Origin of the sequence: Massilia eurypsychrophila (genome assembly GCF_002760655.1) — a bacterium.
GTDB lineage: Bacteria > Pseudomonadota > Gammaproteobacteria > Burkholderiales > Burkholderiaceae_D > JAFCUW01.
Window position 1 is genome coordinate 454,763 of sequence record NZ_PDOC01000002.1, and the last position, 22,211, is coordinate 476,973.

19 protein-coding genes are annotated in these 22,211 nt (G+C 63.1%); 3 read left to right on the plus strand and 16 right to left on the minus strand.

The features are described from left to right. Positions 1-9: 9 nt before the first annotated feature. From CR105_RS04985 to leuS, 10 genes are all read right to left on the minus strand, one after another. The gene (locus tag CR105_RS04985) at positions 10-2,289 is read right to left on the minus strand and encodes a putative bifunctional diguanylate cyclase/phosphodiesterase (protein ID WP_099787313.1); all 2,280 of its coding nucleotides are present in this window, start codon (positions 2,287-2,289) and stop codon (positions 10-12) included. 7 nt (positions 2,290-2,296) lie between these two features. Next, complete coding sequence (locus CR105_RS04990) at positions 2,297-4,384, minus strand: HDOD domain-containing protein (protein ID WP_099787314.1); 2,088 nt, start codon at positions 4,382-4,384, stop codon at positions 2,297-2,299. A gap of 275 nt (positions 4,385-4,659) precedes the next feature. Beyond that, the gene (locus CR105_RS04995; protein WP_180288093.1) at positions 4,660-5,943 is read right to left on the minus strand and encodes a multidrug effflux MFS transporter; all 1,284 of its coding nucleotides are present in this window, start codon (positions 5,941-5,943) and stop codon (positions 4,660-4,662) included. A 2-nt stretch (positions 5,944-5,945) separates the two neighbouring features. Beyond that, positions 5,946-7,148: a THUMP domain-containing class I SAM-dependent RNA methyltransferase gene (locus CR105_RS05000; protein WP_379675385.1), complete on the minus strand. Its 1,203-nt coding sequence runs from the start codon at positions 7,146-7,148 to the stop codon at positions 5,946-5,948. Positions 7,149-7,229: 81 nt separating this feature from the next. Further along, entirely contained in the window at positions 7,230-7,835 is a 606-nt protein-coding gene (locus tag CR105_RS05005) for a 2-hydroxychromene-2-carboxylate isomerase (protein WP_099787316.1), read from the minus strand. 10 nt (positions 7,836-7,845) lie between these two features. After that, positions 7,846-8,256 carry a CopD family protein gene (locus tag CR105_RS05010; protein WP_099787317.1) on the minus strand — a complete coding sequence of 137 codons (411 nt, stop codon included), beginning with the start codon at positions 8,254-8,256 and terminating at the stop codon, positions 7,846-7,848. A gap of 15 nt (positions 8,257-8,271) precedes the next feature. Further along, the gene (locus CR105_RS05015; RefSeq protein ID WP_099787318.1) at positions 8,272-9,543 is read right to left on the minus strand and encodes a glutamate-5-semialdehyde dehydrogenase; all 1,272 of its coding nucleotides are present in this window, start codon (positions 9,541-9,543) and stop codon (positions 8,272-8,274) included. A 27-nt stretch (positions 9,544-9,570) separates the two neighbouring features. Further along, a complete protein-coding gene (holA, locus tag CR105_RS05020; protein ID WP_099787319.1) occupies positions 9,571-10,584 on the minus strand; it encodes a DNA polymerase III subunit delta in 1,014 nt (337 codons plus the stop codon). A 9-nt stretch (positions 10,585-10,593) separates the two neighbouring features. Beyond that, positions 10,594-11,109 carry an LPS-assembly lipoprotein LptE gene (locus CR105_RS05025; protein WP_099787320.1) on the minus strand — a complete coding sequence of 172 codons (516 nt, stop codon included), beginning with the start codon at positions 11,107-11,109 and terminating at the stop codon, positions 10,594-10,596. A gap of 3 nt (positions 11,110-11,112) precedes the next feature. After that, complete coding sequence (gene leuS, locus CR105_RS05030; protein WP_099787461.1) at positions 11,113-13,752, minus strand: leucine--tRNA ligase; 2,640 nt, start codon at positions 13,750-13,752, stop codon at positions 11,113-11,115. A gap of 141 nt (positions 13,753-13,893) precedes the next feature. Between leuS and CR105_RS05035 the strand changes: the two genes are divergently transcribed. Beyond that, positions 13,894-14,277, plus strand: coding sequence for a hypothetical protein (locus tag CR105_RS05035; protein ID WP_099787321.1), 384 nt, complete (start codon positions 13,894-13,896; stop codon positions 14,275-14,277). Position 14,278: 1 nt separating this feature from the next. On the opposite strand, the gene CR105_RS05040 is transcribed toward CR105_RS05035, so the two are convergent. The 4 genes from CR105_RS05040 to ltrA form a co-directional block, all read right to left on the minus strand. Then, positions 14,279-14,605 carry a barstar family protein gene (locus CR105_RS05040; protein ID WP_099787322.1) on the minus strand — a complete coding sequence of 109 codons (327 nt, stop codon included), beginning with the start codon at positions 14,603-14,605 and terminating at the stop codon, positions 14,279-14,281. 10 nt (positions 14,606-14,615) lie between these two features. Further along, positions 14,616-15,425 (minus strand): 4-hydroxy-tetrahydrodipicolinate reductase, encoded by an 810-nt coding sequence (gene dapB, locus CR105_RS05045; RefSeq protein ID WP_099787323.1) that lies wholly within the window; start codon positions 15,423-15,425, stop codon positions 14,616-14,618. A 13-nt stretch (positions 15,426-15,438) separates the two neighbouring features. Then, on the minus strand, positions 15,439-16,020 hold the full coding sequence (locus CR105_RS05050; RefSeq protein ID WP_370660670.1) for an outer membrane protein assembly factor BamE: 582 nt from the start codon (positions 16,018-16,020) through the stop codon (positions 15,439-15,441). A gap of 145 nt (positions 16,021-16,165) precedes the next feature. Continuing rightward, positions 16,166-17,866, minus strand: a complete 1,701-nt coding sequence (gene ltrA / locus CR105_RS05055; protein WP_099787325.1) for a group II intron reverse transcriptase/maturase — start codon at positions 17,864-17,866, stop codon at positions 16,166-16,168. Positions 17,867-19,055: 1,189 nt separating this feature from the next. Here ltrA and fur point away from each other — a divergent pair. Further along, entirely contained in the window at positions 19,056-19,484 is a 429-nt protein-coding gene (gene fur, locus CR105_RS05060; protein ID WP_099787326.1) for a ferric iron uptake transcriptional regulator, read from the plus strand. Positions 19,485-19,552: 68 nt separating this feature from the next. Here the strand turns inward: fur and hrcA are convergent, their stop codons facing one another. Beyond that, on the minus strand, positions 19,553-20,569 hold the full coding sequence (hrcA, locus tag CR105_RS05065; protein WP_099787327.1) for a heat-inducible transcriptional repressor HrcA: 1,017 nt from the start codon (positions 20,567-20,569) through the stop codon (positions 19,553-19,555). A gap of 71 nt (positions 20,570-20,640) precedes the next feature. Beyond that, entirely contained in the window at positions 20,641-21,354 is a 714-nt protein-coding gene (locus CR105_RS05070; RefSeq protein ID WP_099787462.1) for an HAD family hydrolase, read from the minus strand. 261 nt (positions 21,355-21,615) lie between these two features. Here CR105_RS05070 and CR105_RS05075 point away from each other — a divergent pair, with 261 nt between their 5' ends. Next, positions 21,616-22,191 carry a hypothetical protein gene (locus CR105_RS05075; protein ID WP_099787328.1) on the plus strand — a complete coding sequence of 192 codons (576 nt, stop codon included), beginning with the start codon at positions 21,616-21,618 and terminating at the stop codon, positions 22,189-22,191. The last annotated feature ends 20 nt before the right edge of the window (positions 22,192-22,211 follow it).

Sequence of the window (22,211 nt, forward strand, 5' to 3'; positions counted from 1 at the left end):
GCCTGGCGATCAGCCGTGCAGCGCGCGCACGCCCGGCGCGCCATCGGCGGCGTCCTGCTCGCGCAGCAGCGCGATGAAGGTCGACAGCGCGATCGGGCGGTGGTACAGGTAGCCCTGCATGGTCAGGCAGCCGTTCGACTTCAGGTAGCGCGCCTGGACGTCGGTCTCGACCCCTTCGGCGATCAGGTGCAGGCCGAGGCCGCGCGCGATCGAGATGATCGCCAGGATCACCGGATAGTGGCCATGCTCGTCGTGGATCTCCTTGACGAACGACTGGTCGATCTTGATGGTGTGGATCGGGAAGCGGTGCAGGTACGACAGCGACGAGTAGCCGGTGCCGAAGTCGTCGATCGCCACCGACACGCCGAGCTGGCACAGCTTGTTGAGCTGTTCGATCGCGTACTGCGGATTGCGGATGCAGATGTTCTCGGTGATCTCGACTTCGATCTGGGCCGGCGAAATCCCGTAGCGCACCAGCGCGCCGCGCATTTTTTCGAAAAAGTCGCCGCGGTCGAGGTATTGCGGCGACAGGTTCAGCGACAGGCGGATCGATTCGCTGCCCAGCGCGTTCCACTGCAGCATGTCGCGGCACAGCGCGCCGATCATCCAGTCGGAGATCGGCAGCATCAGGCCGTTGTCTTCGGCGAACGGCAGGAATTCGCCGGCGGTGAGCAGGCCGCGCTGCGGATGGTTCCAGCGCATCAGGCCTTCGGCGCCGATGATGCGGCCGGTGATGACGTCCATCTGCGGCTGGTAGTACATCTCCAGCTCGTTCTGCTCGAGCGCCTTGCGCAAGCTCTGCTCGAGCGCGATCTTCTGGTGCGACACGTCGAGCATCGAGTTGTGATAGAAGCTGTGGCCGTTCTTGCCGAGCGCCTTGACCTGGTACATGGCGATGTCGGCGTGGCGCAGCAATTCATCGATCGACTCGCCATCGCCCGGGTAGATGGCGATGCCGATCGAGGCCGAGATGTGCACTTCGTGGCCATCGAGGTCGAACGGCTTGTGCAGGCATTCGAGAAATTTGTCGGCGATCAGCTTGGCGTCTTCGCGGTCGCGCAGCTCCGGCAGCACGATGGTGAACTCGTCGCCGCCCTGGCGCGCCAAGGTATCGCCGCGGCGCAGGCAGTCCTTCAGGCGCACCGCCACCTGCTGCAGCAGCTCGTCGCCCTTGACGTGGCCGAGCGTGTCGTTGACCAGCTTGAAGCGGTCCAGGTCGATGAACATCACGGCCAGTTCGGTCAGCTTGCGCTTGGCCTGGATCACGGCCAGGCCCAGGCGGTCCTTGAACAGCATCCGGTTCGGCAGGTCGGTCAGGATGTCGTGGTAGGCCTGGTACGAGATGACTTCCTCGGCGCGCTTGCGGTCGGTGATGTCGCGCGCGACGCCGTAGGTGCCGAAGAACTCGAGCTTTTTCACTTCGTAGTCGGGCACGTGCATGCCGATCGAATTGAGCGAGATCGTCATCAAGGTGTTGTTGAAGGTGCGGTCCTGGCTGCCGCCGGCGTGGCACTTCAGGCGCAGTTCGACATTGCGCGAGGCGCGTTCGTCGACGCGGCGCTCGTTGAACACGTAGCGCGCGCGCTCGAGGTCTTCTTCGTGCACCAGGATCGAGTAGTGCTTGCCGATCAGGTCGTCGCGGGCGAAGCCGAGCAACTGGTAGGCGCGGTCATTGACGAACGTGAAGCGGCCCTCGTGATTGAGGGTGTAGATGATGTCGGGCGAGCTGTCGACCAGGTAACGGTACAGCTTTTCGGAGTTTTCCAGCTGCGAGGCGATGCGCAGGTTGGCCGACTCGAGGCGGCGCTGCTGCAGCGCGTTGGCCACCGTCTTGAGCAGCTCTTCGCGGCTGTAGGGCTTGCGCAGGTAATCGTAGGCGCCGCGCTTGAGGGCGCCGATGGCGGCATCGATACCCACTTCGCCGCTCATGACGATGACATCGGCTTCGATGCCCTTGTCGTTGATGAAGTCCATGATCTGGTGCCCGCTCATGTCGGGCAGGCGCAGATCGAGCAGCACCAGGTCGAAGCGCACGCGCGACAGGTGCGCCAGCGCTTCGCTGCCGCACGAGGCGGTCACCAGGTGATAGTCGCGGTCGCGCAGCAGTTCGTACAGCGACGACAGCAGGCGCGGTTCGTCGTCGACCAGCAGGATGCGCGGCAGGTTTTCGGGATCTGACTGAAGCGCCTGGATAGGGGCCGGGTTGGATACATGCACCGGCGCGTCGACATCGGCAATGTCCTCGGCCAGGTTGATTGCCAGGGCAGCGCCGGCAGCTGTCGGGTTCATTGTCACCTTAAACTGAGTCCATTGCGCGCGGCTGGACGCCGGCGACCATGCTGGCGCCACTACGGGCCGGCAGCAGGATTTCGAATGTGGTGCCGGCGCGGCCGCTGCGGCAGGCGATCATGCCGCCCATCTTCTTGACCAGGCCGTGCACGATCGACAGGCCGAGGCCATGGTGGGCGCCGTCCTTGGTGCTGCGCACGGCCGAGAACAGATTGGCCAGCACGTCGGCCGACAGGCCCGGGCCGTTGTCGCTGACCACCAGCTCGACGTACAGCGTGCGGTCGCGGTTGACGTGGCCGCGGTTGGCGATCTCGATGCGGCCGCTGGTGCCGAGCGCCTCGACGGCGTTCTTGACCAGGTTGACCAAAATCTGTTTGAGGATGTCGGCATCGCCGTCGATCTCGCCGGCGTCGGCCGGCATGTTGACGGCGATCTGCACGCCGGCCGGCACGAACTCGGAGGCGCGGAACAAGCGCAGCACGTCGTCGACGACGCGCGCGACGTTGGTGGCGCGGCTCGATTCGGTCGGCTGCAGGTCGGCCAGGCCGTTGATCAACTGGCCGACGCGGTCGATCTCTTCGTTCAGGATCGACATCTCGCCGACCACCGGCTCGCGCTTGGCCAGCTTGCCGTCAAGGACGGACAGGTAGTTCTTGATGATCGACAGCGGGTTGTTCACTTCGTGCACCACGCGGCGCGACGCTTCGCGGTATTCCTCGGCGACGTGGGCCAGCTGGCGGTGCGCCTGGCCGCGCTCGGACAGCGCCGCTTCCAGCGCGCCGGCCGCCTGCGCGCCGAACGCCTGCATGAAGCGCTCGCGCTTCTGGCAGTGCGGCACCTGCCACGAGGCCAGGCCGCCGATCATCACGCCGAGGCAGCGCCCGCCCGACACCAGCGGCAGGCACACCAGGCTGTCGGTGCCGAGCATGCGGAACAGCTGTTCTTCGGCCAGGCCAAGCGATTCGGCGTCGCGCTTGACGAAGGCGAGTTTGCGCGCAAGCGCCGCTTCGGCGACGACGCCGCCGCGCTGCAGCGGAATCGAAAACTCGGCGATGCGCTGCTGCTCGCCGGTGGGCATGCCGACCAGCGCGTGGCCGGTCGGGTTTTCCAGCAAGATGACGGTATTGTCGAAGTCGAACAGGATGCGCGCCGAGCGCGTCATCGATTCGAGCAGGCCGTCCTCGCCCTGCTGGCGGGCGAAGGTCTGGCCCACTTCCGACACCAGCACCAGGTTGCGCACTTCGTCGGACAGGCGCTGGCGCACCGGGTCGAGCATGGCCGGCGCGTACGCCGGCGGGGCCGCGATATCGTCGGCGCCGGACAGGTCGATGCCGAGCTGGGTGGCCGATTTGGCGACCTGGCGCACGGCGGCGGCGCCGATTGCGTCGACCACGTCCGGATCGAGGCCGCACAGGTGCGCGGCGCCGGCGATCGCCTCGTCGTCCGGCTGGTGGGTCGACATCAGATGCGCCAGGCGGACGATGCGGATCAAGGGATGGGCCGACTGCAATCGCTCGCTCGGCTCGTGGTGGTACAGCACCGAGTCGGCCAGGAAGGAATCGAGATGCCAGCGTTCGATCAGCCAGGCGCCCGCTTCGGCGTGGGTGATCTGCAAGGTGCGCTGCTCGACGGCGCAGAGGTCTTCGTCGTCGCGGGCGGTGAAATTGAAGGCGTATTCTTTCGGCGCGGTGGCCAGCAGCGCCAGGCGTCCGACGTTGTGCAGCAGGCCGGCCAGGTAGGCTTCTTCCGGGTGGCCGTACTCCATGCGCTGCGCCACTTCGCGCGCGATCACCGCGGCGCTGAGCGAATTTTTCCAGAAGCCGCGCAAGTCGGTGCTGCCGGAATGGGGGAAGTTGTTAAAGGTCTGGAATACCGATTCGCTGATCACGATCGTCTTGATCATGTCGGTGCCAAGCGCCATCAACGACGGCTCGAGGGCGACCGCGCGGGTGGAGCGATGGTAGGCCGAGCTGTTGGCGACGGCGAGGATCTTGCTGGTCATGCCGGCGTCGCTGGAAATCAGCGCCGCCAGTTCGGCCATGCCAAGGTCGTCGGCCTGCAAGTGCTCGATCAACTTGATGAGTATCTGCGGCATTGCCGGCAGACGGGCAATCAGCAGTCGATTGCGAATATCATGGTCTGATTGATGCATTGTCTCAGGCACAGCCGCCAAATGTCGAAGGTTTGCAAGTGGCGCTCAACGGCGAAGCAGCCACGACGATTTTTGTTTTAAGCCATGGACAAGGCAGTGATCTAGGCCTTGTTCAAGCATTTAATACAATGATCTTAGCATATATACACGAACTTTCTCGCTGGGAATAATAATTTCCAGAAAAATGTTCACAATTTCCACGGTCACGTGGAAATGCCCTACTCCACTGCTTGGCTGGAGAGCATGCGCCGGTAGTGCCTTGACGTCAACCATAATGCAAGGGCAACAAGGACGAAACCGAGTTGGCCGAGGGCCAGCCACAGGACCGAATGCGACAGGAACGGCGCGATGACGCCGGCCACCACGGCGCCGAGCAAGGTCATGGCGAACGACTGGCACGAGGCGACCGTGCCGCGGATGTGCGGGAACAGGTCGAGCGTGAGCAAGGTGGCCACCGGCGCCACCACCGACATGCCAAAGGTGTAGAAGAACATCGGCAGCACCGACCACGGCACGCTGGGCGCAAACGCCAGGTGATAGCCGACGTTGCAGATCGCCGCCGCCAGCATGAAGCAGAAGCCAACGCCGATCTGGCGTCCGAACGAGATGCGCCCGGCGAGCCGGTTGGCCGCCAGCGCGCCCAGGAAGATGCCCGACACCGCGGGCACGAACAGCCACGCGAATTCGTCGGGGCCGAGGTGCAGGTGCACCGGCAGCATGACCGGCGCGGCGGTAATGAACAGGAACAGGCCGGCGAAATTGCAGGCGACGATGCCGGCCTTCATGTGAAACAGCGGCGAGCGGAAGATGGCCCCGTAGTTGGTGGCCAGGTAGCCCGGATTGAACGGCTGGCGGTGTTCGCGCGCCAGCGTCTCGGGCAGGTAGCGCCAGCACACGACGAACAGCACAACCGTGTACACGAGCAGGAACAGGAAGATGGTGCGCCAGTCGAACAGCTTGACGATCCAGCCGCCCAGCACCGGCGCGATGGCCGGCGCGATCGAGAAGATCATCGTCACCATCGACAGCAGGCGCGCCGCCGGCGCCCCCGCATACAAGTCGCGGATAATGGCGCGCCCGACCACGGTGCCGACGCCGGCCGAGACGCCCTGCATGATGCGGAAGATCCACAGGTAGTGCACCGAATGCGAGGCCGCGCAGCCGAAGGTGCCGATGGCGAACACCACCAGCGACACAAGCACGATGTTACGGCGCCCGAAGGCATCCGACAGCGCACCGTGCCACAGCACCATGCCGGCAAAGGCGAGCATGTAGGCCGTCAGCGTTTGCTGCACTTCGATCGCGCTGGCGCCCAGGTCGGCCTGGATGTTGGGAAAAGCCGGCAGGTAGGCGTCGATCGAAAAAGGCCCCAGCATCGACAGCGAGGCAAGCAGCGCCGCCAGCGCCCCGGCGCCGAGCAGCGCGATGCGGTGCACCGGCGGCAGCGGCAGCGGCACCACCGGATCGGGCGGCACGTTTGGCGGCGGCGGCTGCGGGAACATCGCTATGCCTGTTTCGGCTTGGCTTCTTCGCGGCGGTTGTAGCCGGCGACCATGTCGAAGCGGAACAGGCGGCATTCGAGGGCGCCGTTGAAGAACGGCGTCTTGCGCGCTTCTTTCAGGCGCAGCAGCTTGGGCAGCGACAGGTCGGCGGTAAACAGGAACACGGTCCAGCCGGCGAAGCGCTGCTTGAGCGTGGTGCCGAGCGCGGCGTAGAACGACACGCTCATCTCGTCGGCCGGCATGGTGCTGTCGCCGCGCACGCCGATCCGCTCGCCGTACGGCGGGTTGGTCAGCAGGATACCGGGCTGCTCGGTCGGCGGTTTGACTTCCTGCGCCTCGATCTGCTTGAGCGGGACGTCGAACATGATGCCGGCGATTTTCAGGTTATGGCGCGTCATTTCGATCATGTCGCCGGAGATGTCGCTGCCGAAAATGGTGGGTTCCGCCGGCAGCGCGTTCGGCTTGATCGCCGCCTTCATCGCCTGCCACGGGGCGGCGACGAAGTTGTTGAATTTTTCGAACGCGAAGCTGCGCCGCGCGCCAGGGGGAATCCCCTGCAGCATCTGGGCCGCTTCGATCAGGATGGTACCCGAGCCGCACATCGGGTCGAACAGCACGGTGCCCGGCTTCCAGCCCGACACGCGCAGCATGCCGGCGGCGAGGTTCTCGCGCAGCGGCGCATCGCCCGTTTCCTCGCGCCAGCCGCGCTTGAACAGCGCCTCGCCCGAGGTATCGAGATAGATGGTGAAGTTGCGGTTGTCGAGAAAGCCGACGATGCGCACGTCCGGCTCGGCCGTGTTGACCGACGGGCGCTTGCCGACCAGGTCGCGGAAGCGGTCGCAGACGGCGTCCTTGATCTTGAGGGTGGTGAATTCGAGGCTGCGCAGCGGCGATTTGATGGCGGTGACGTCGACGCGGATCGTGTGGTCGACGCCGAACCAGTCTTCCCACGGCTGCGCCAGTACCAGGTCGTAGATGTCGTTCTCGTTGGCATAGCTGGAGTGAGCCATGCGCATCAGCACGCGCGAGGCGATGCGCGAGTGCAGGTTGATCAGGTACGAGTCGAGCAGGTGGCCGGAGCAATGCACGCCGCCGGGAACCTGGTTGTGCACCTTCATGGTGGTGCTTTGCAGCGCGATTTCGCCGAGTTCTTCGGCCAGCGCCGCTTCCATGCCGCGCGGGCAAGGACAGAAAAATGAAGCCATGGGAGTACCCTTTATCCGTTAAAAAATGAATGAATGGATGGGCGCCTCCGCCCATCCTGGTTTGCTGCAACTACGGCGCTACTATGCTTTTGCGAGCGCGCGTTCGACGAAGTCGAGGCGGTCCTGGCCCCAGAAGCTTTCGCCATCGACGACATACCACGGCGCGCCGAATACGCTGGCGGCCATCGCCTCGTCGGTGTTGCGCTCGTATTGCTCCTGCACGCCGGCCGTCTGCGACGACTTGACCAGCATGCGCCCGTCGAAGCCGCACATGGTGGCGATCTGCGCCAGCGCGTCCTCGTCGGAGATGTTCTTGTCTTCGGCCCACAGCGCGCGCATGACGGCGCCGGCTACTTGCAGCGCGGCGTCGCCGCCCAGGCTGGTGCGGGCGGCGATGATCAGCTTGGCCGCCGCATCGGCCGGCACCGGAAAGAAGGCCGGCTGCGGCTTGAGCGGCACCTGCAGCAGCTCGGACCAGCGCGCCAGTTCGGCCAGGCGGTACGCCTGGCGCTGCGGCGCGCGCTTGGCCAGCGGCAGGCCGCCGGACACGCCGAACACCTTGGCCAGGTCGAATGGCTTGAGCTCGACGTGGGCGCCGGCCGCCTTGGCCATGTCGACGAAGCGCTGGTGGCCGAGGTAGGTCCAGGGAGAGTTCGGGGCCAGGTAATACTGGATGGTCTTGCTCATCGAAGCTCCGTCAGAAAGGTTTGACGACGACGAGGATCGTGATCGCCACCAGCAGCAGTACCGGCACCTCGTTGAACCAGCGGTACCAGGTGTGCGCACGGCGGTTGGCGCCGTTTTCGAACTTCCGAAGCAGCGAGCCGCATGCATGATGATAGCCGATCGCCAGCATCACCAGCGCCAGCTTGGCATGCAGCCAGCCGCCCTTGAAGCCGTAGCCGAGCCACAGCCAGACGCCCAGCACGACGGCCGGAATCATCAGCATCGAAGTGAAGCGGTACAGCTTGCGCGCCATCAGCAGCAGGCGCGCGGTGGCGACCGTTTCGGTCTCCTGCGCGAGGTTGACGAAGATGCGCGGCAGGTAGAACAGGCCGGCAAACCACGAGGCGACGAAGACGATGTGAAACGCTTTAATCCAGAGCATAGGGTTCCAGGTTGATTAACTACGTACTTCGCCGTGGCCGAAGACGATGTACTTGAGCGACGTGAGGCCTTCGAGGCCGACCGGGCCGCGCGCGTGCAGCTTGTCGTTGGAGATGCCGATCTCGGCGCCGAGGCCGTATTCGAAGCCGTCGGCAAAGCGCGTCGACGCGTTCACCATCACCGACGCCGAATCGACTTCGCGCAGGAAGCGCAGCGCGTCGCTGTAGTCCTCGGTGATGATCGCGTCGGTGTGGTGCGACGACCAGGTGTTGATATGCTCGATCGCCTCGTCGATGCCGGCCATCACCTTCACCGCCAGGATCGGCGCCAGGTATTCGGCGCTCCAGTCCTCCTCAAGCGCGGCGGCCAGGTGCGGATAGTCGGCCGCGGCCAGGATCGCGAACGCTTCCGGGTCGGCGCGCAGCTCGACCTGTTTTTCCAGGTACAGCGCGGCCAGCCGCGGCAGCACGGCGGCGGCGATGGCGCGGTCGACCAGCAAGGTCTCCATCGTGTTGCAGGTGCCGTAGCGGTGGCACTTGGCGTTGAACGCGATCGGCAGCGCCTTGGCGATATCGGCCTTGGCGTCGATGTAGACGTGGCAGATGCCGTCGAGGTGCTTGATCATCGGCACCGTGCTTTCCTTCATCAGGCGCGCGATCAGGCCCTTGCCGCCGCGCGGCACGATGACGTCGACATACTGCGGCATGGTGATCATTGCGCCGACCGCGGCGCGGTCGATGGTGTCGACGATCTGCACGCCATGGGCCGGCAGGCCGGCGCCGGCCAGGCCCTCGGCGACGATGGCCGCCAGCGCGCGGTTGCAGTTGATCGCTTCGGAGCCGCCGCGCAGGATGGTGGCGTTGCCGCTCTTGATGCACAGGCCGGCGGCATCGACGGTCACGTTCGGGCGCGCTTCGTAGATGATGCCGATGACGCCGAGCGGCACGCGCATCTGGCCGACCTGGATGCCGCTGGGGCGGAATTTCATGTTGGAAATTTCGCCGATCGGATCGGGCAGCGCGACCATCTGGCGCAGGCCTTCGACCATGGTGGCGATGGCCGCTTCGGACAGCTCGAGGCGATCGACCATGGCCGGCGCCAGGCCGGCGACGCGCGCGGCTTTCAGGTCGAGCTGGTTGGCCGCGCGCAGCAGCGCGCTGTCGCGATTGACCGCATCGGCGATCAACAGCAGCGCGCGGTTGCGGGTGGCGCTGTCGGCGCGCGCCATCGCGCGCGATGCGGCGCGAGCCTGGCGGCCTACCTGTTCCATGTATTCGGGGATGTTCATCGTTGTGCTCTTAAAGTAAATTCTGGCCTAGCGCGCCACCTTCAGCGCCAGCTGCAGCATCGCGTCCCACGCGTCGCCGGCAAATGCCTTGGCGCGCAAGCCCTTGATCATCTTGTCGACCTGCGCGGCGTCCTGCAGCGCCTGTTCCAGCACGGCCAGCGACAGACGCCGCAGCGCCGGCTCCATCATGCGCTCCTTCGGGCCCCAGATGCGCAATTCCTTGAGCAGCACGCCGAGCGGGCGGCCCTGCGCCATCGCCGCCTTCAGCTTGAGCAGCGTGCGAATTTCGTCGGCCACCGCCCACAGCACCAGCGGCAGCGCCTCGCCCTCGCCCTTCAAGCCCTCGAGCATGCGCACCAGGCGCGCCGCGTCGCCCGCCAGCATCGCCTCGGACAGCTTGAACACGTCGTAGCGGGCGACGTTGAGAACGGCGTCGTGGACCTGCTCGAACGTCAGCTTGCCGGGCTCGTGCAACAGGCCCAGTTTCTGGATCTCCTGGTGCGCCGCCAGCAGATTGCCTTCGACCCGGTCGGCGATGAAGTCGAGGCCCTGGCGGTCGACGCTCTGGCCCTGGCCGGCCAGGCGGGTGCCGATCCAGCCCGGCAGCGCGGCGCGCTCGACGATCGGGATCTCGATGTACACCGCGGCCTGCTGCAAGGCGCCGACCCAGGCCGCCTTGGCGGTCTGCCAGTCCAGCTTGGGCAAGGTGATCAGGGTCAGGTTGTCGGGACTGAGGCTCTTGGCGTAGCTTTGCAGCGCGGCGCCGCCATCCTTGCCGGGCTTGCCGGTGGGGATGCGCAGCTCGATCAGCTTCTTGTCGCCGAACAGCGACATCTCGTTGTTGGCGGCAAGCAGTTCGCCCCACTTGAAGGTGCGCTCGACGGTGAGCACATCGCGTTCCGAATAGCCGTTGGCGCGCGCGGCGCGGCGGATCTTGTCGGCCGCTTCCAGCGCCAGCAGGTGCTCGTCGCTGCTGATCACGTACAGCGGCGCGATCGCCCTGGCGAGGTGTGCTTCGAGTCCGTCAACGCGCAGCTGCATCGGCAATCCTTACGCGCGCTTGATGGCCGCGAGGCGGCGCAGGATCTGCTGCACCAGGTCGGTCTGCATGTCGCGGTACAGCAGCGCTTCTTCCGATTCCTTGGCCAGCACCTGCGATTCGTTAAAGGCGATGCTGCGCTTGAGGGTGATCTCGGTCGGGCCGAGCAGCTCGGCGTCCTTGGTGTCGCGCACGCGAAACACCAGCGTGTAGGTCAGCAGGTATTCGCGCACGCGGCCCTGGCTGTTGAGCGACAGGATCGATTTGCCGCGCGTCTCGGACAGCACGTCGAGCTTCGCTTCGGCCTTGGCGGCATCATCGACGACGATGACGGCGTCGCCGCCGCGCAGGTTGCGGCGCAGCTCGATGCCGAGCGGCGAGGTTTCGGCGAAGCCGAGGTAGATGCTGTTGAACGGCATCTGGTACTGGCCGTTGGAGCCGCGCAGCTGGAAGCCGCAGCTTGATAACGCCACCGCCAGCAGCAGCACGGCGCCGGCGCGCAGGGAGATCGATCGCAGGGCATTCATCGCTTACACCACGATGCTGATCAACTTGCCGGGGACGACGATCACCTTTTTCGGCGGCGTCTCGATGTACTTCTGCACCGCTTCGCAAGCGAGCGCCTGCGCTTCGATCGACGCCTTGTCGGCGTCCTTGGCCACCATGATGGAGCCGCGCAGCTTGCCGTTCACCTGGATCATCATCTCGATTTCAGCCTGTTCGAGCGCTTGCGGGTCGACCTGCGGCCATGGCGCGTTGAGGATGTCGCCATGGACTTTCGCGTAGCCCAGCTCTTCCCACAGCACGTGGGTGATGTGCGGCGCGACCGGATTGAGCACGCGCAGGAAGATCGACAGGCCTTCGGCGACGACCGCGTCGGACGCGGCGCCATCGGCCAGCTTGGCCGACTCCATCGTGTTGAGCATCTTCATGCAGGCCGAGACGACGGTGTTGTACTGGATGCGCTTGAGGTCATAGTCGGCCTGCTGCAAGATCTTGTGCAGCTCGCGGCGCAGCGTTTTTTGCGCGTTGTCGTAGCCATCCTTGGACGGCTTTGCGAGTTCGGCGGCGATGCGCGGCGACTGCGCGTAAGCGAACGCCCACACGCGGCGCAGGAAGCGGCTGGCGCCTTCGACGCCGCTGTCGGACCACTCGAGCGTCTGCTCGGGCGGCGAAGCGAACATGGTGAACAGGCGCGCGGTGTCGGCGCCGTACTGGCCGATCTGCGCCTGCGGGTCGATGCCGTTGTTCTTCGACTTCGACATCTTTTCGGTGCCGCCGATTTCGACTTTCTGGCCATCGGACTTGAGCAGCGCGCCTTGCGGGCGGCCCTTGTCGTCCAGATCGAGGTCGATGTCGGCCGGGTTGAACCAGGTCTTCTTGCCGGCGCCGTCTTCGCGGTAGTAGGTCTCATTGAGGACCATGCCTTGCGTGAGCAGGTTGACGAACGGCTCGTCGAACTTGACCAGGTCCATGTCGCGCATCACCTTGGTCCAGAAGCGCGCGTACAGCAGGTGCATGACGGCGTGCTCGATGCCGCCGATGTACTGGTCCATCGGCATCCAGTAGTCGTTGCGCGCGTCGACCATGCCGGCCGCGCCAGGCGAGGTGTAACGCATGTAGTACCACGACGAGTCGACGAAGGTGTCCATCGTGTCGGTCTCGCGGCGCGCCGGCTTGCCGCACTGCGGACAGTCGCACTTGAGGAAGGCTTCGTCCTTGTTCAGCGGGTTGCCGCTGCCGTCCGGCACCAGGTGTTCGGGCAGCACCACCGGCAGGTCTTTTTCAGGCACCGGCACGACGCCGCAATCGGCGCAGTGGATCATCGGGATCGGCGTGCCCCAGTAGCGCTGGCGCGAGATGCCCCAATCGCGCAGGCGGAAGGTGGTCTTCTTTTCGCCCAGGCCTTGCAGCGCGAGGTCGCCGGCGATGGCGTTGACCGCGGCAATGTAGTCGAGGCCATCGTACTTGCCGGAGTTGACCAGCACGCCGTGCTCCTTGTCGCCGTACCATTCCTGCCAGCCGGCCAGCGAGTACTGCTTGCCTTCGACGGCGACCACCTGGGTGATCGGCAGCTGGTACTTGGTGGCGAACAGGAAGTCGCGTTCGTCGTGCGCCGGCACGCCCATCACGGCGCCGTCGCCGTAGGTGATCAGGACGTAGTTGCCGACCCAGACCTCGACCTGGTCGCCGGTCAGCGGATGGGTGACGAACAGGCCGGTCGGCATGCCCTTCTTTTCCATCGTCGCCATGTCCGCCTCGATCACGCTGCCCAGTTTGCACTCGGCGATGAAGGCGGCCAGCTGCGGGTTCGATTGCGCCGCGTGCGCGGCCAGCGCGTGCTCCGGCGCGACGGCGCAGAAGGTGACGCCCATGATGGTGTCGGCGCGGGTGGTGAAGACGTGCATCTTGCCGCCGCCGATCAGTTCACCGCCGGCATCCTTGATCGTGTGCGGGAAGGCGAAGCGCACGCCGGTCGACTTGCCGATCCAGTTGGCCTGCATCACGCGCACGCGCTCGGGCCAGCCCGGCAGCTTGTTGTCGACGTAGTCGAGCAGCTCTTCGGCGTAGTCGGTGATGCGCGCGTAGTACATCGGGATCTCGCGCTTTTCGATCAGCGCGCCGGAGCGCCAGCCGCGGCCGTCGACGACCTGCTCGTTGGCCAGCACGGTCTGGTCGATCGGGTCCCAGTTGACGGTGCCGGTCTTCTTGTAGATGATGCCCTTTTCGAGCATCTTGAGGAACATCCACTGGTTCCACTTGTAGTATTCCGGCTTGCAGGCGGTCATCTCGCGCGACCAGTCGATTGCCAGGCCCATCGACTCCATCTGCTCGCGCATGTGGGCGATGTTCGAATAGGTCCACTCGGCCGGCGGCACCTGGTTGGCCATCGCGGCGTTTTCGGCCGGCATGCCGAACGCGTCCCAGCCCATCGGCATCAGCACGTTGTAGCCGTTCATTCGCAGGTAGCGGTACATCACGTCATTGATCGTATAGTTGCGCACGTGTCCCATGTGCAGCTTGCCCGACGGGTAAGGCAGCATCGAGCAAGCGTAGTACTTGCCCTTTGGGAAACGCGGGTCGTTTTCGACCGCCTTGTAGGCATCGATGGCCTTCCAGTGCGATTGGGCGGCTTGCTCGACGTCGGCGGGACTATATTTATCTTGCATGATGATCAAAAGGCCAGGAAAGTGGAGTTGAACCGAACATTATACTGGTTCATGTTATTTCCGGGCGGCGCCGGGGTGGCGGGAGGGGCAAAACTGCCGCCCGGCAGGTGAACGATATCGTCGTTATTTGGTCCAACATGCATGAACAGCCAATTTAACGCCATCGATCATTCGCAGCAGCTTCAAGCTGTCGGGGTTACACAAACCCAGGCTGAAATGCATGCCAAATTGCTGTCGCAAGCATTGACCAATTGTGCTGCATCGCGTGCCGATCTGAATCAACTCGGCGAGACTCTCACTGCGCGGATGTCTGCTTTCGAAGAGCGGGTCACTGCCAGGCTGAATACTTTCGAAGCAAGGATGGATGCCTCCGCGACAAGGATGACAGCGCGCGTGGACGCGTTGGAAGCTCATATGGTGATGGAGCTAACAGAGGTGCGCGGTGAGCAGAAACTGCTGCGGTGGATGTGTGCAACAAATACGGCAATGCTCATTGCCGTCATTGTCAAGGTCTACTTCCCGTAGGTCAGCGCAGCACCAACGCCAGCGCAGGCTTTTCGCCATAGTCGTCATAACGCTCGTTGATGCCAGCGACGCAAAAGGTCAACTCCTCAAGCAGGTCGGGCGCCTTCTCGCGCATGGCCGCGGCGTCCTTGATGACGATTTCCAGCACCTCGTTCGGCTTCAGGCGGAACTTGCTCATGCCGTCGGCGTCGCGCAGGTAGCTCATGCAATCGACCCAGGCGTCCATCGTATTGCTATAGGAATCGGGAAAGCCGAACGCCTGCTTGCATTCGGCGTGAAACGCGGCGGCGCCGTCGATTGCGGCGCCGTTCAGTTCTGCAGTAGCCATTGTTTTCTCCTTAGCGCCCCAGCGCCAGCACGTCCTGCATGTCGTACAGGCCGGTCTGCTTGTCGGCCAGGAAGCGCGCCGCGCGCAAGGCGCCGTGGGCGTAGGTGACGCGGCTGCTCGACTTGTGGCTGATCTCGATGCGCTCGCCGTCGCCGGCAAACAGCACCGTATGGTCGCCGACGATGTCGCCGCCGCGGATGGTGGCAAAGCCGATGGTGGACGGGTCGCGCTCGCCGGTGACGCCTTCGCGGCCGTACACGGCGCATTCCTTGAGGTCGCGGCCGAGCGCGTCGGCGATGACTTCGCCCATCTTCAGCGCGGTGCCGGACGGCGCATCGACCTTATGGCGGTGGTGCGCCTCGATGATTTCGATGTCGTAACCTTCGGCCAGAGCTTTTGCGGCCATTTCCAGCAGCTTCAACGTCAGGTTGACGCCGACGCTCATGTTCGGCGCGAACACGATGGCGATCTTGTCGGCGGCAGCGCGGATGGCGGCCTTGCCGGCATCATCGAAGCCGGTGGTGCCGATGACCATCGCGATGCCGTGCTCGGCGCAATAGGCCAGGTGCTTGAGCGTGCCTTCCGGGCGGGTGAAGTCGATCAGGCAGCGCGCGCCGGCCAGGCCGGTGGCCAGGTCGGCGACGATGGCCACCGAGCCGGACTGGCCGAGAAAGGCGGCCGCCTCGGTACCGATTTTCGGCGAACCGGCCACGCCGAGCGCGCCGGTCAGTTCGGCGTCAGGCGCCTTGGCGATCGCCTCGATCAGCATCTTGCCCATGCGCCCGCCGGCGCCGGCCACCGCAATCTTCATTGAAGTCATGGTCGTGCGCCGCTTATTGCTTGATCTTGATCTGGACCGCGCCGGCCTCTTCCTTCTTCGGCGCTTCTTTCGCGGCGGCCTTGGTCGGGCCGGCGATGCGGGCGATGTACTCGCGCTCGGTCGGCAGATTGCCGCCGTCGAAACGCTCGACCTTGTCGTCCTTGAAAAAGACGGTCACGCGCGCCTTGGTCAGCTCGCCGTTGCCGCGCGCCAAGTAGAACGGATAATCCCAGCGGTCGATGTGGAAAGCGTCGGTCAGCAGCGGCGTGCCGAGGATGAACTTGACCTGCTCGCGGGTCTGGCCCACTTTCAGCTGGGCCAGCATTTCCTGCGAGACGAAGTTGCCTTGCTGAATGTCGGGCCGGTACGGCTTGAACACCCACAGGAATTTTTGCAGCGACGTCGCGCTGGTGGTCTGGGCGCCGGCGTTGGCCGCTGCGGCGGACTGGTCGGCGTCGGCGGCAGCTTGCGCCGGCGTGGCCGGCTGCGACACCGAAGGCGACAGCGCATTGCGCCACGAAGCGCAGCCGGACAAGGTCAACGCGGCGCAGACGGCAGCTGCCAGCAGTGGTGTCCGGGAGTAAAAACGGTGCAAAACAGCATTCTTGACGCGCATAAGTGACCTCAAAACGTTTGAGCGCTAGCTCGGAGGGTAGGAAGGGCCTGTTACCAGAACCCCTCCCCCCTAAGAACCGTGCTTGCGACTTTCGCCGCACACGGCTCAAGCACAACAAAAGTTCCTATACAGGAACCGGCTTAACAACTTGCAAATTTTGGCCATGCACTCGCGCATGGCAATTCGGGTGCAATAATACGCGATTTCCAAGGGCATCGGAGCCTCCCGCCACACGATACTCGATGTGGTGGTCATGCCATCCGGTCTCCATGTCCATCTCATATCCACACAATGCGCACAAGCCGCGTTGATCGCCGTACAGCCTGGCCCACTCCTTCCGGTAACGCATGTGCTTCAACATGCGCTCCTGACGTAGGGTTTCGCCGTACGCTTCCCATTGCGGATCGTAGGGGTTGAATCCCCCTTTGATCTTCTTGTGTCGCTCGATGGACGTACCCGCAAGCGAGTACAGCTCCATTACACCTTTGTTGCCATCCTTTGGTACGAAGTCCACCGCAAACACCCAATTCCGGTTACCAACTGACCGCCAATATTTCCGACGAATCCATTTGGCACTTTTCTTCGGATGCCTGCGCTTGGCCCACCGCATGAGGCGCCAGAACAGCAGCGACTCCATGCGCGAGAACGCTTGCTTGGCTACTACGGGGCTGTGATACTGCGCCCAGCCTCGTAGCATCGGGTTCAGCAGTCGGATCAAGTCCTCCTGTCTAACCATCATATGTTCGCCAATGATTTTCCTAAGCTTTTCATAGAACGTTTTTACGTTTTTCTTACTCGGCTTAATGAGCAGTTTTCCCTTGTACTTACGAAAATTCCACCCGAGAAAATCGAAGCCTTGGTCGATGTGAACGATCTTGGTCTTGGCTGTGGACAGCCGCAGTCCCCGCTTTGCAAGGAATGCTTCAATCCATGGCCGGATTTCTGTTTCCAGCAGCTCTTTTGAAGCGCCGGTCACCACAAAATCATCCGCATATCGTACGACCCCAACTTTCAGCTTCTCGATTTTTGACTTGCCGAACCTCGCACCGAGATGCTTGGTCAGCTCCGCTTCCAATCCGTTTAGCGTCCAATTTGCCAATGCAGGGCTGATGATGCCGCCCTGTGGCGTTCCCGCTGTGGTTTTCAGCAACTGCGCCCGGTCGACTACCCCGGATTTCAGCCACTTCCGAAGGATCGTCTTGTCCATACGGACGTGCTCGATCAGCCAGTCATGGTTGATGTTGTCGAAGAATCCCTCAATGTCCGCATCCAACACCCATTGTGCCGAAACCTTTCGGCATGTCTGGAGAAAGATTTGGGACATAGCGTCCGCCGTTGAGCGATTTTTCCGAAACCCGTAGGAGTTCCGGTCGCTCACCGTTTCCAGTACCGGATCGAGTGCCAGCAGATGCAGCGCTTGCATGGCTCGATCCTTCATGGTCGGAATACCCAGAGGGCGTTCTTTTCCATTGGCCTTGGGAATATAGACCCTCCGTAGTGGCAGGGGCCGATACCGACGTTTCACCAACTGCGCAATCGCCGCAAACTTCCGTAGCGGCGTGTTCCATAATTGCTGGTCCACACCGGCGGTACGCTTGCCTTGATTTTCAGTCACTCGTTTAACTGCCAGCGCTTTCGCGCTGAACGAGCGGGTCAGCCATCGTTGCAGGGATTTCACCCTGCGCCAATCGCCTTCCAGTGTTGCCTTCGTTAGACGAATCTGCATGACTCTCACGTTCTTCTGGACACGCCGCCAGTTGATGGCAGCCCATTCTGTGGGAACGTGCGAGGACGCAGAATCGAAGTTGCTTTCGATTACTTTCATTGCTGAACCTCGACGTAGTGATGATGCCCGTCGAGGACGCAACTCTCCCCCGAAGGGAAGAACTGCATCCCTTCGGGGCCATTGATAGTAAAACTACTTTGTCTATGTGGTCGCTGAACGACTATTGCACCAGATGGAAGTCTGCACGCTTTCACGTCGGGACAAATTTTGAATCCCTATCCAACCGATTACAGGCTGGCATTCGCTTTTTCCATCGTCCCATACCCGCCCCGCCAAGGGCGCCCCTTCAGGTTTTCCCCTTCGAGTTGCTTGCCTGTCTTGGCATTCCGAGACAGGCGGCGAATCGGGCTTGCCACGTTCCCTGCGATACCCGCACGACATTCCTGCGTCGTACATGACTGTTTAGGGTCCGACTATCCCCCGGTGGTTTGATGACGACGTGTCTCCCGTTTCAACGGAGAAAACCAACCACCTACCTTTTGGTTCAGGCCAGCAGCAGCTTAGGCCTGTTGATATTTACGAGGGTTCAATCATCGGTTCACATTACGTTACCCATGCAGCCTCACCTAGCCCCTCAACCGCCTCGCTGCTGGCAGTCTCCGCCCCCCCATTCACATGAAGACGCGCCGCTCGCGCGGTGAACGTTCTCCTCAGAGCTCCATACCCCTCCGTTACCGGAGACGCATGTCCGAGTAGGTGACAAGTGGTCGCACACCTGGTCCCAGCCGCACTCGCCCAAGACGGGTAAATGAGGTGTGACAAGGCATCGCAGAACTTGCACGATCTTTGTTATCCATCCCGTGTTGGTATGACCAGCTACGGCCAACCTTGCTTATCCCTGGGGATAGGGAATCCTTTGCGTTGAATTCGTTTAGAATTTTGCCTTGGATTTTGTCGCCGAAGAGCAACACACTATCCGATATTTTCTATCGGGAAATTCAGAGAAGCGGTGCGGACCTCGCAAATTGCTTGCGATTTGGACGTGCTTACCCGATTTTGCTACAGTGTGATCGTCTGATTTTTCACCATAGAATGCGGACGCAGCTATGGAGCCCACGGCTTTTAGGTGTCAGTCAAAAGAGATTTAACTAGTTAAATCAATGACTTGCCGCGTGACTTGCAGGATGGATACAGCTTAAAATAAGTGCCGCAAAGGCGGCGATCGCGACAACGTGTCGCACCAAAACGCTATATCATAAAGCACTATGCCAATATACGAGCAACAAACATGAGTAACAATCCAAGCGATCTCAAGGCCAGCGGCCTGAAAGCGACCCTTCCGCGCCTGAAAATTCTCGAGATTTTTCAAAACAGCGAAGTGCGCCATCTGACAGCGGAAGACGTCTACAAGATCCTGCTGACCGAAAACATGGACGTCGGCCTGGCCACCGTCTACCGGGTGCTGACCCAGTTCGAACAGGCCGGCCTGCTCAACCGCAACCATTTCGAGACGGGCAAGGCGATTTTCGAGCTGAATGCCGGTTCGCACCACGACCACCTGGTGTGTCTCGACTGCGGACGCGTGGAAGAGTTCTTCGACGAGGAAATCGAGTCGCGCCAGCACAAGGTTGCCGCCGAGCGCGGATTCAACATTGCCGAGCATGCGCTGGCGATTTACGGCAACTGCATCAAGCCGGCCTGCCCGCACCGGCATTAAGCGCTCAGATAGCGCGGACGCCTGTGAATTCGGCGATCTGACCCCAACGACGGAGTTGTTGGCAGCGCCTAGTTGTGGCTCAGCGCGTTCGACAGCAGCTTGGCGGTGATGTCGACGATCGGGATCACGCGCTCGTAGGCCATGCGGGTCGGGCCGATCACGCCTAGGGTGCCGACAATCTTGCCATTGACTTCGTAGGGCGCCGTCACCACGCTCATTTCGTCCATCGGCACCAGGTTCGATTCGCCGCCAATGAAGATCTGCACGCCGGTCGCCTTGCTCGACACGTCGAGCAGCTGCATCAGCCCGGTCTTTTGCTCGAACATGTCGAACATCTGACGCAGCGACGTCATGTTCGACGACAGGTCCGATACGCTCAGCAGGTTGCGCTCGCCGGAAATGACCATGTCAGCGGAATGGTCGGCCATCGCTTCGCTGCCGGCTTCGACGGCGGCCTGCATCAGCCGGCTCATGTCGTCGCTCAGTTTCTTGAGTTCGTCCGTCACGCGCTGGCGCACCTGGTCGAACGAGAGCCCGCCGTAATTCTGGTTGATGTAGTTGGCCGACTGGATCAGCTGGCTCGGGGTGTAGTCGGCGTCGGTCAGCAGCAGGCGGTTCTGGACGTCGCCGCGCGGGTCGACAATGACGAGCAGGATGCGTTTTTCGGACAGGCGCAAGAATTCGATCTGCTGGAACACCGACTCGCGCCGCGGGCTGAGCACCACGCCGGCGAACTGCGACAGCGACGACAGCATCTGCGCGGCGTTGGAGATGATCTTTTGCGGCTGCTGGTTGGGCATGCGCATGCGTGACTCGACGGCGTGCTCGTCGATGTGCTGCACGGTGAGCAAGGTGTCGACGAAGATGCGGTAGCCGCGCGGCGTGGGGATGCGGCCGGCCGACGTGTGCGGACTGGCGACGTAGCCCATTTCCTCGAGGTCGGCCATGATGTTGCGAATCGTTGCCGGCGACAGGTCGAGCCCGGAGATCTTCGACAGCGCGCGCGAGCCGACCGGCTGACCGTCGGCGATGTAGCGCTCGACGAGAGCCTTGAGCAAAGTTTGTGCGCGGGTATCGAGTTGCATGATTGTATGGGGGCGCAAAGACGGACACCCTTATTATGCACGTTCGCAGCGCCGCTGTGCAGTTCCCGGCACTAGCCGTGGCTGCGCTCGAGCCAGTCGAGCAGCTCGGTGAAATCGGTGCAGATGGCGTCCGGCACCACGCCGTGCTCGAGGTGGCGGCTGCTGCCGGTGCGGTTCAGCCACACCGCGCGCAGGCCTGCCTGCTGGGCGCCGCGCACGTCGAGCAGCATGTCGTCGCCGACATATACGGCCTCATGCGGGGCGACGCCGAGCTGTTCGCAGGCGGCCAGGAAAATGGCGGCGTCCGGTTTGGCGCAGCCGAGCTGGTGCGCCGCGACCGACACCTTGAAATGGTGCGACATGCCGATCGCGCGCAGGTCGGCGTTGCCGTTCGAGATCGAGCCGACCAGCACCATCTGGCTGAGCTTCTCGAGGCCGGGCAGCACGTCGTCGTACAGCGCGACGGCGTTGCGGGCGGCGAAGAAATGCTCCATCGCGTGCTCGACCTTGGCGCTGTCCTCGCCGGCATGGGCGAACGCCGCGAGCAGGCCGGCGCGGCGCAGCGCGCCGAGGTCGAGGTGGAACTCGGGCTGGCGTTCGAGCAGGCCGAGCCGCGCCTGGCGCAGCGCATCGATCGAAAAGCCTGCCGCCACGCGCGGCGCGTGCTGCTGCAGCCAGGCGTACAGCGACAACTCGGCCTGGGCGATGACGGGCGCGATCGGCCACAAGGTATCGTCGAGATCGAACAGGACGGCCTTCGGCCAGGCGGGGCGATGGGTGCTCATGATAGCGGTCATTGCGGCAAACGGTCGTGGAGGCGGCTCCAGCATAGCGAGTCGGGCGGTGAAGTGCAAATCGGCGCCCTACGGCCGAACTCGTGTGCGATTGCCGGCACTGACCCCGCCGGGCTGGACGGTGGTTACACCGCGATACAAGAGGAAAGACGCTCCAGCTTGCCAAATGCTCTAAAATGACGGCCAAACCGTCTGTCCCGCGGCGCGGCGTCAGCCCTCCCCCGCCCCACCCTGTTTGTTTTTGGAGAACACATGAAAAGATTGACCCTGCGTTCGAGCGTGGCGCTCGCGTGCGCACTGAGCCTTGCCGCCTGCGGCGGCAACGACGGCAACCTGCAGCTGGCCGGCGCGGTATATGGCGTGACCAAGACCGGTCTGGTGCTGATCAACAAGAACAATGGCGAGAAATTGCCGGTCGAACCGGGACAGTCCATCTTCGCGTTTACCAAGCTGCTGAGCAATGACGAGAATTTCGAAGTCGACATTTTCTCCTCGCCCGACAACGCCGTCTGCTCGGTGGCCAACGGCAAGGGCGCGACCGGCTCGTTCAGCATCAACTCGGTCGTGGTGAACTGCATCATCAATACCCATGCGCTGGGCGGCACCGTCAGCGGTCTCGATACCAACGGCCTGGTGCTGGTCAACGGCGCCGACAAGATCGAAGTCAAGGCCGGCGCAACGAGCTTCAGCCTGACCAAGGTCGCCGAGGGCTCGCCGTACGGCGTGACGATCCTGACCCAGCCGGCTTCGCGCACCTGCCGCATCGTCGACGGCGTCGGCACGGTCGGCAAGACCGATATCACGAACATCCAGGTCATCTGCAGCTGACCCGCGCCATCTACTTTCTG

Bases quoted from the DNA above. Each gene is read 5' to 3' on its own strand.
- ltrA (WP_099787325.1), bottom strand. From the start codon at position 17,866: ATGAAAGTAATCGAAAGCAACTTCGATTCTGCGTCCTCGCACGTTCCC.
- CR105_RS05005 (WP_099787316.1), bottom strand. From the start codon at position 7,835: ATGAGCAAGACCATCCAGTATTACCTGGCCCCGAACTCTCCCTGGACC.
- CR105_RS05075 (WP_099787328.1), top strand. From the start codon at position 21,616: ATGAAAAGATTGACCCTGCGTTCGAGCGTGGCGCTCGCGTGCGCACTG.
- CR105_RS05015 (WP_099787318.1), bottom strand. From the start codon at position 9,543: ATGAACATCCCCGAATACATGGAACAGGTAGGCCGCCAGGCTCGCGCC.
- holA (WP_099787319.1), bottom strand. From the start codon at position 10,584: ATGCAGCTGCGCGTTGACGGACTCGAAGCACACCTCGCCAGGGCGATC.
- CR105_RS05040 (WP_099787322.1), bottom strand. From the start codon at position 14,605: ATGGCTACTGCAGAACTGAACGGCGCCGCAATCGACGGCGCCGCCGCG.
- CR105_RS05025 (WP_099787320.1), bottom strand. From the start codon at position 11,109: ATGAATGCCCTGCGATCGATCTCCCTGCGCGCCGGCGCCGTGCTGCTG.
- CR105_RS04995 (WP_180288093.1), bottom strand. From the start codon at position 5,943: ATGTTCCCGCAGCCGCCGCCGCCAAACGTGCCGCCCGATCCGGTGGTG.
- hrcA (WP_099787327.1), bottom strand. From the start codon at position 20,569: ATGCAACTCGATACCCGCGCACAAACTTTGCTCAAGGCTCTCGTCGAG.
- CR105_RS05070 (WP_099787462.1), bottom strand. From the start codon at position 21,354: ATGAGCACCCATCGCCCCGCCTGGCCGAAGGCCGTCCTGTTCGATCTC.
- fur (WP_099787326.1), top strand. From the start codon at position 19,056: ATGAGTAACAATCCAAGCGATCTCAAGGCCAGCGGCCTGAAAGCGACC.
- dapB (WP_099787323.1), bottom strand. From the start codon at position 15,425: ATGACTTCAATGAAGATTGCGGTGGCCGGCGCCGGCGGGCGCATGGGC.
- leuS (WP_099787461.1), bottom strand. From the start codon at position 13,752: ATGCAAGATAAATATAGTCCCGCCGACGTCGAGCAAGCCGCCCAATCG.
- CR105_RS05010 (WP_099787317.1), bottom strand. From the start codon at position 8,256: ATGCTCTGGATTAAAGCGTTTCACATCGTCTTCGTCGCCTCGTGGTTT.
- CR105_RS05000 (WP_379675385.1), bottom strand. From the start codon at position 7,148: ATGGCTTCATTTTTCTGTCCTTGCCCGCGCGGCATGGAAGCGGCGCTG.
- CR105_RS04985 (WP_099787313.1), bottom strand. From the start codon at position 2,289: ATGAACCCGACAGCTGCCGGCGCTGCCCTGGCAATCAACCTGGCCGAG.
- CR105_RS05035 (WP_099787321.1), top strand. From the start codon at position 13,894: ATGAACAGCCAATTTAACGCCATCGATCATTCGCAGCAGCTTCAAGCT.
- CR105_RS04990 (WP_099787314.1), bottom strand. From the start codon at position 4,384: ATGCCGCAGATACTCATCAAGTTGATCGAGCACTTGCAGGCCGACGAC.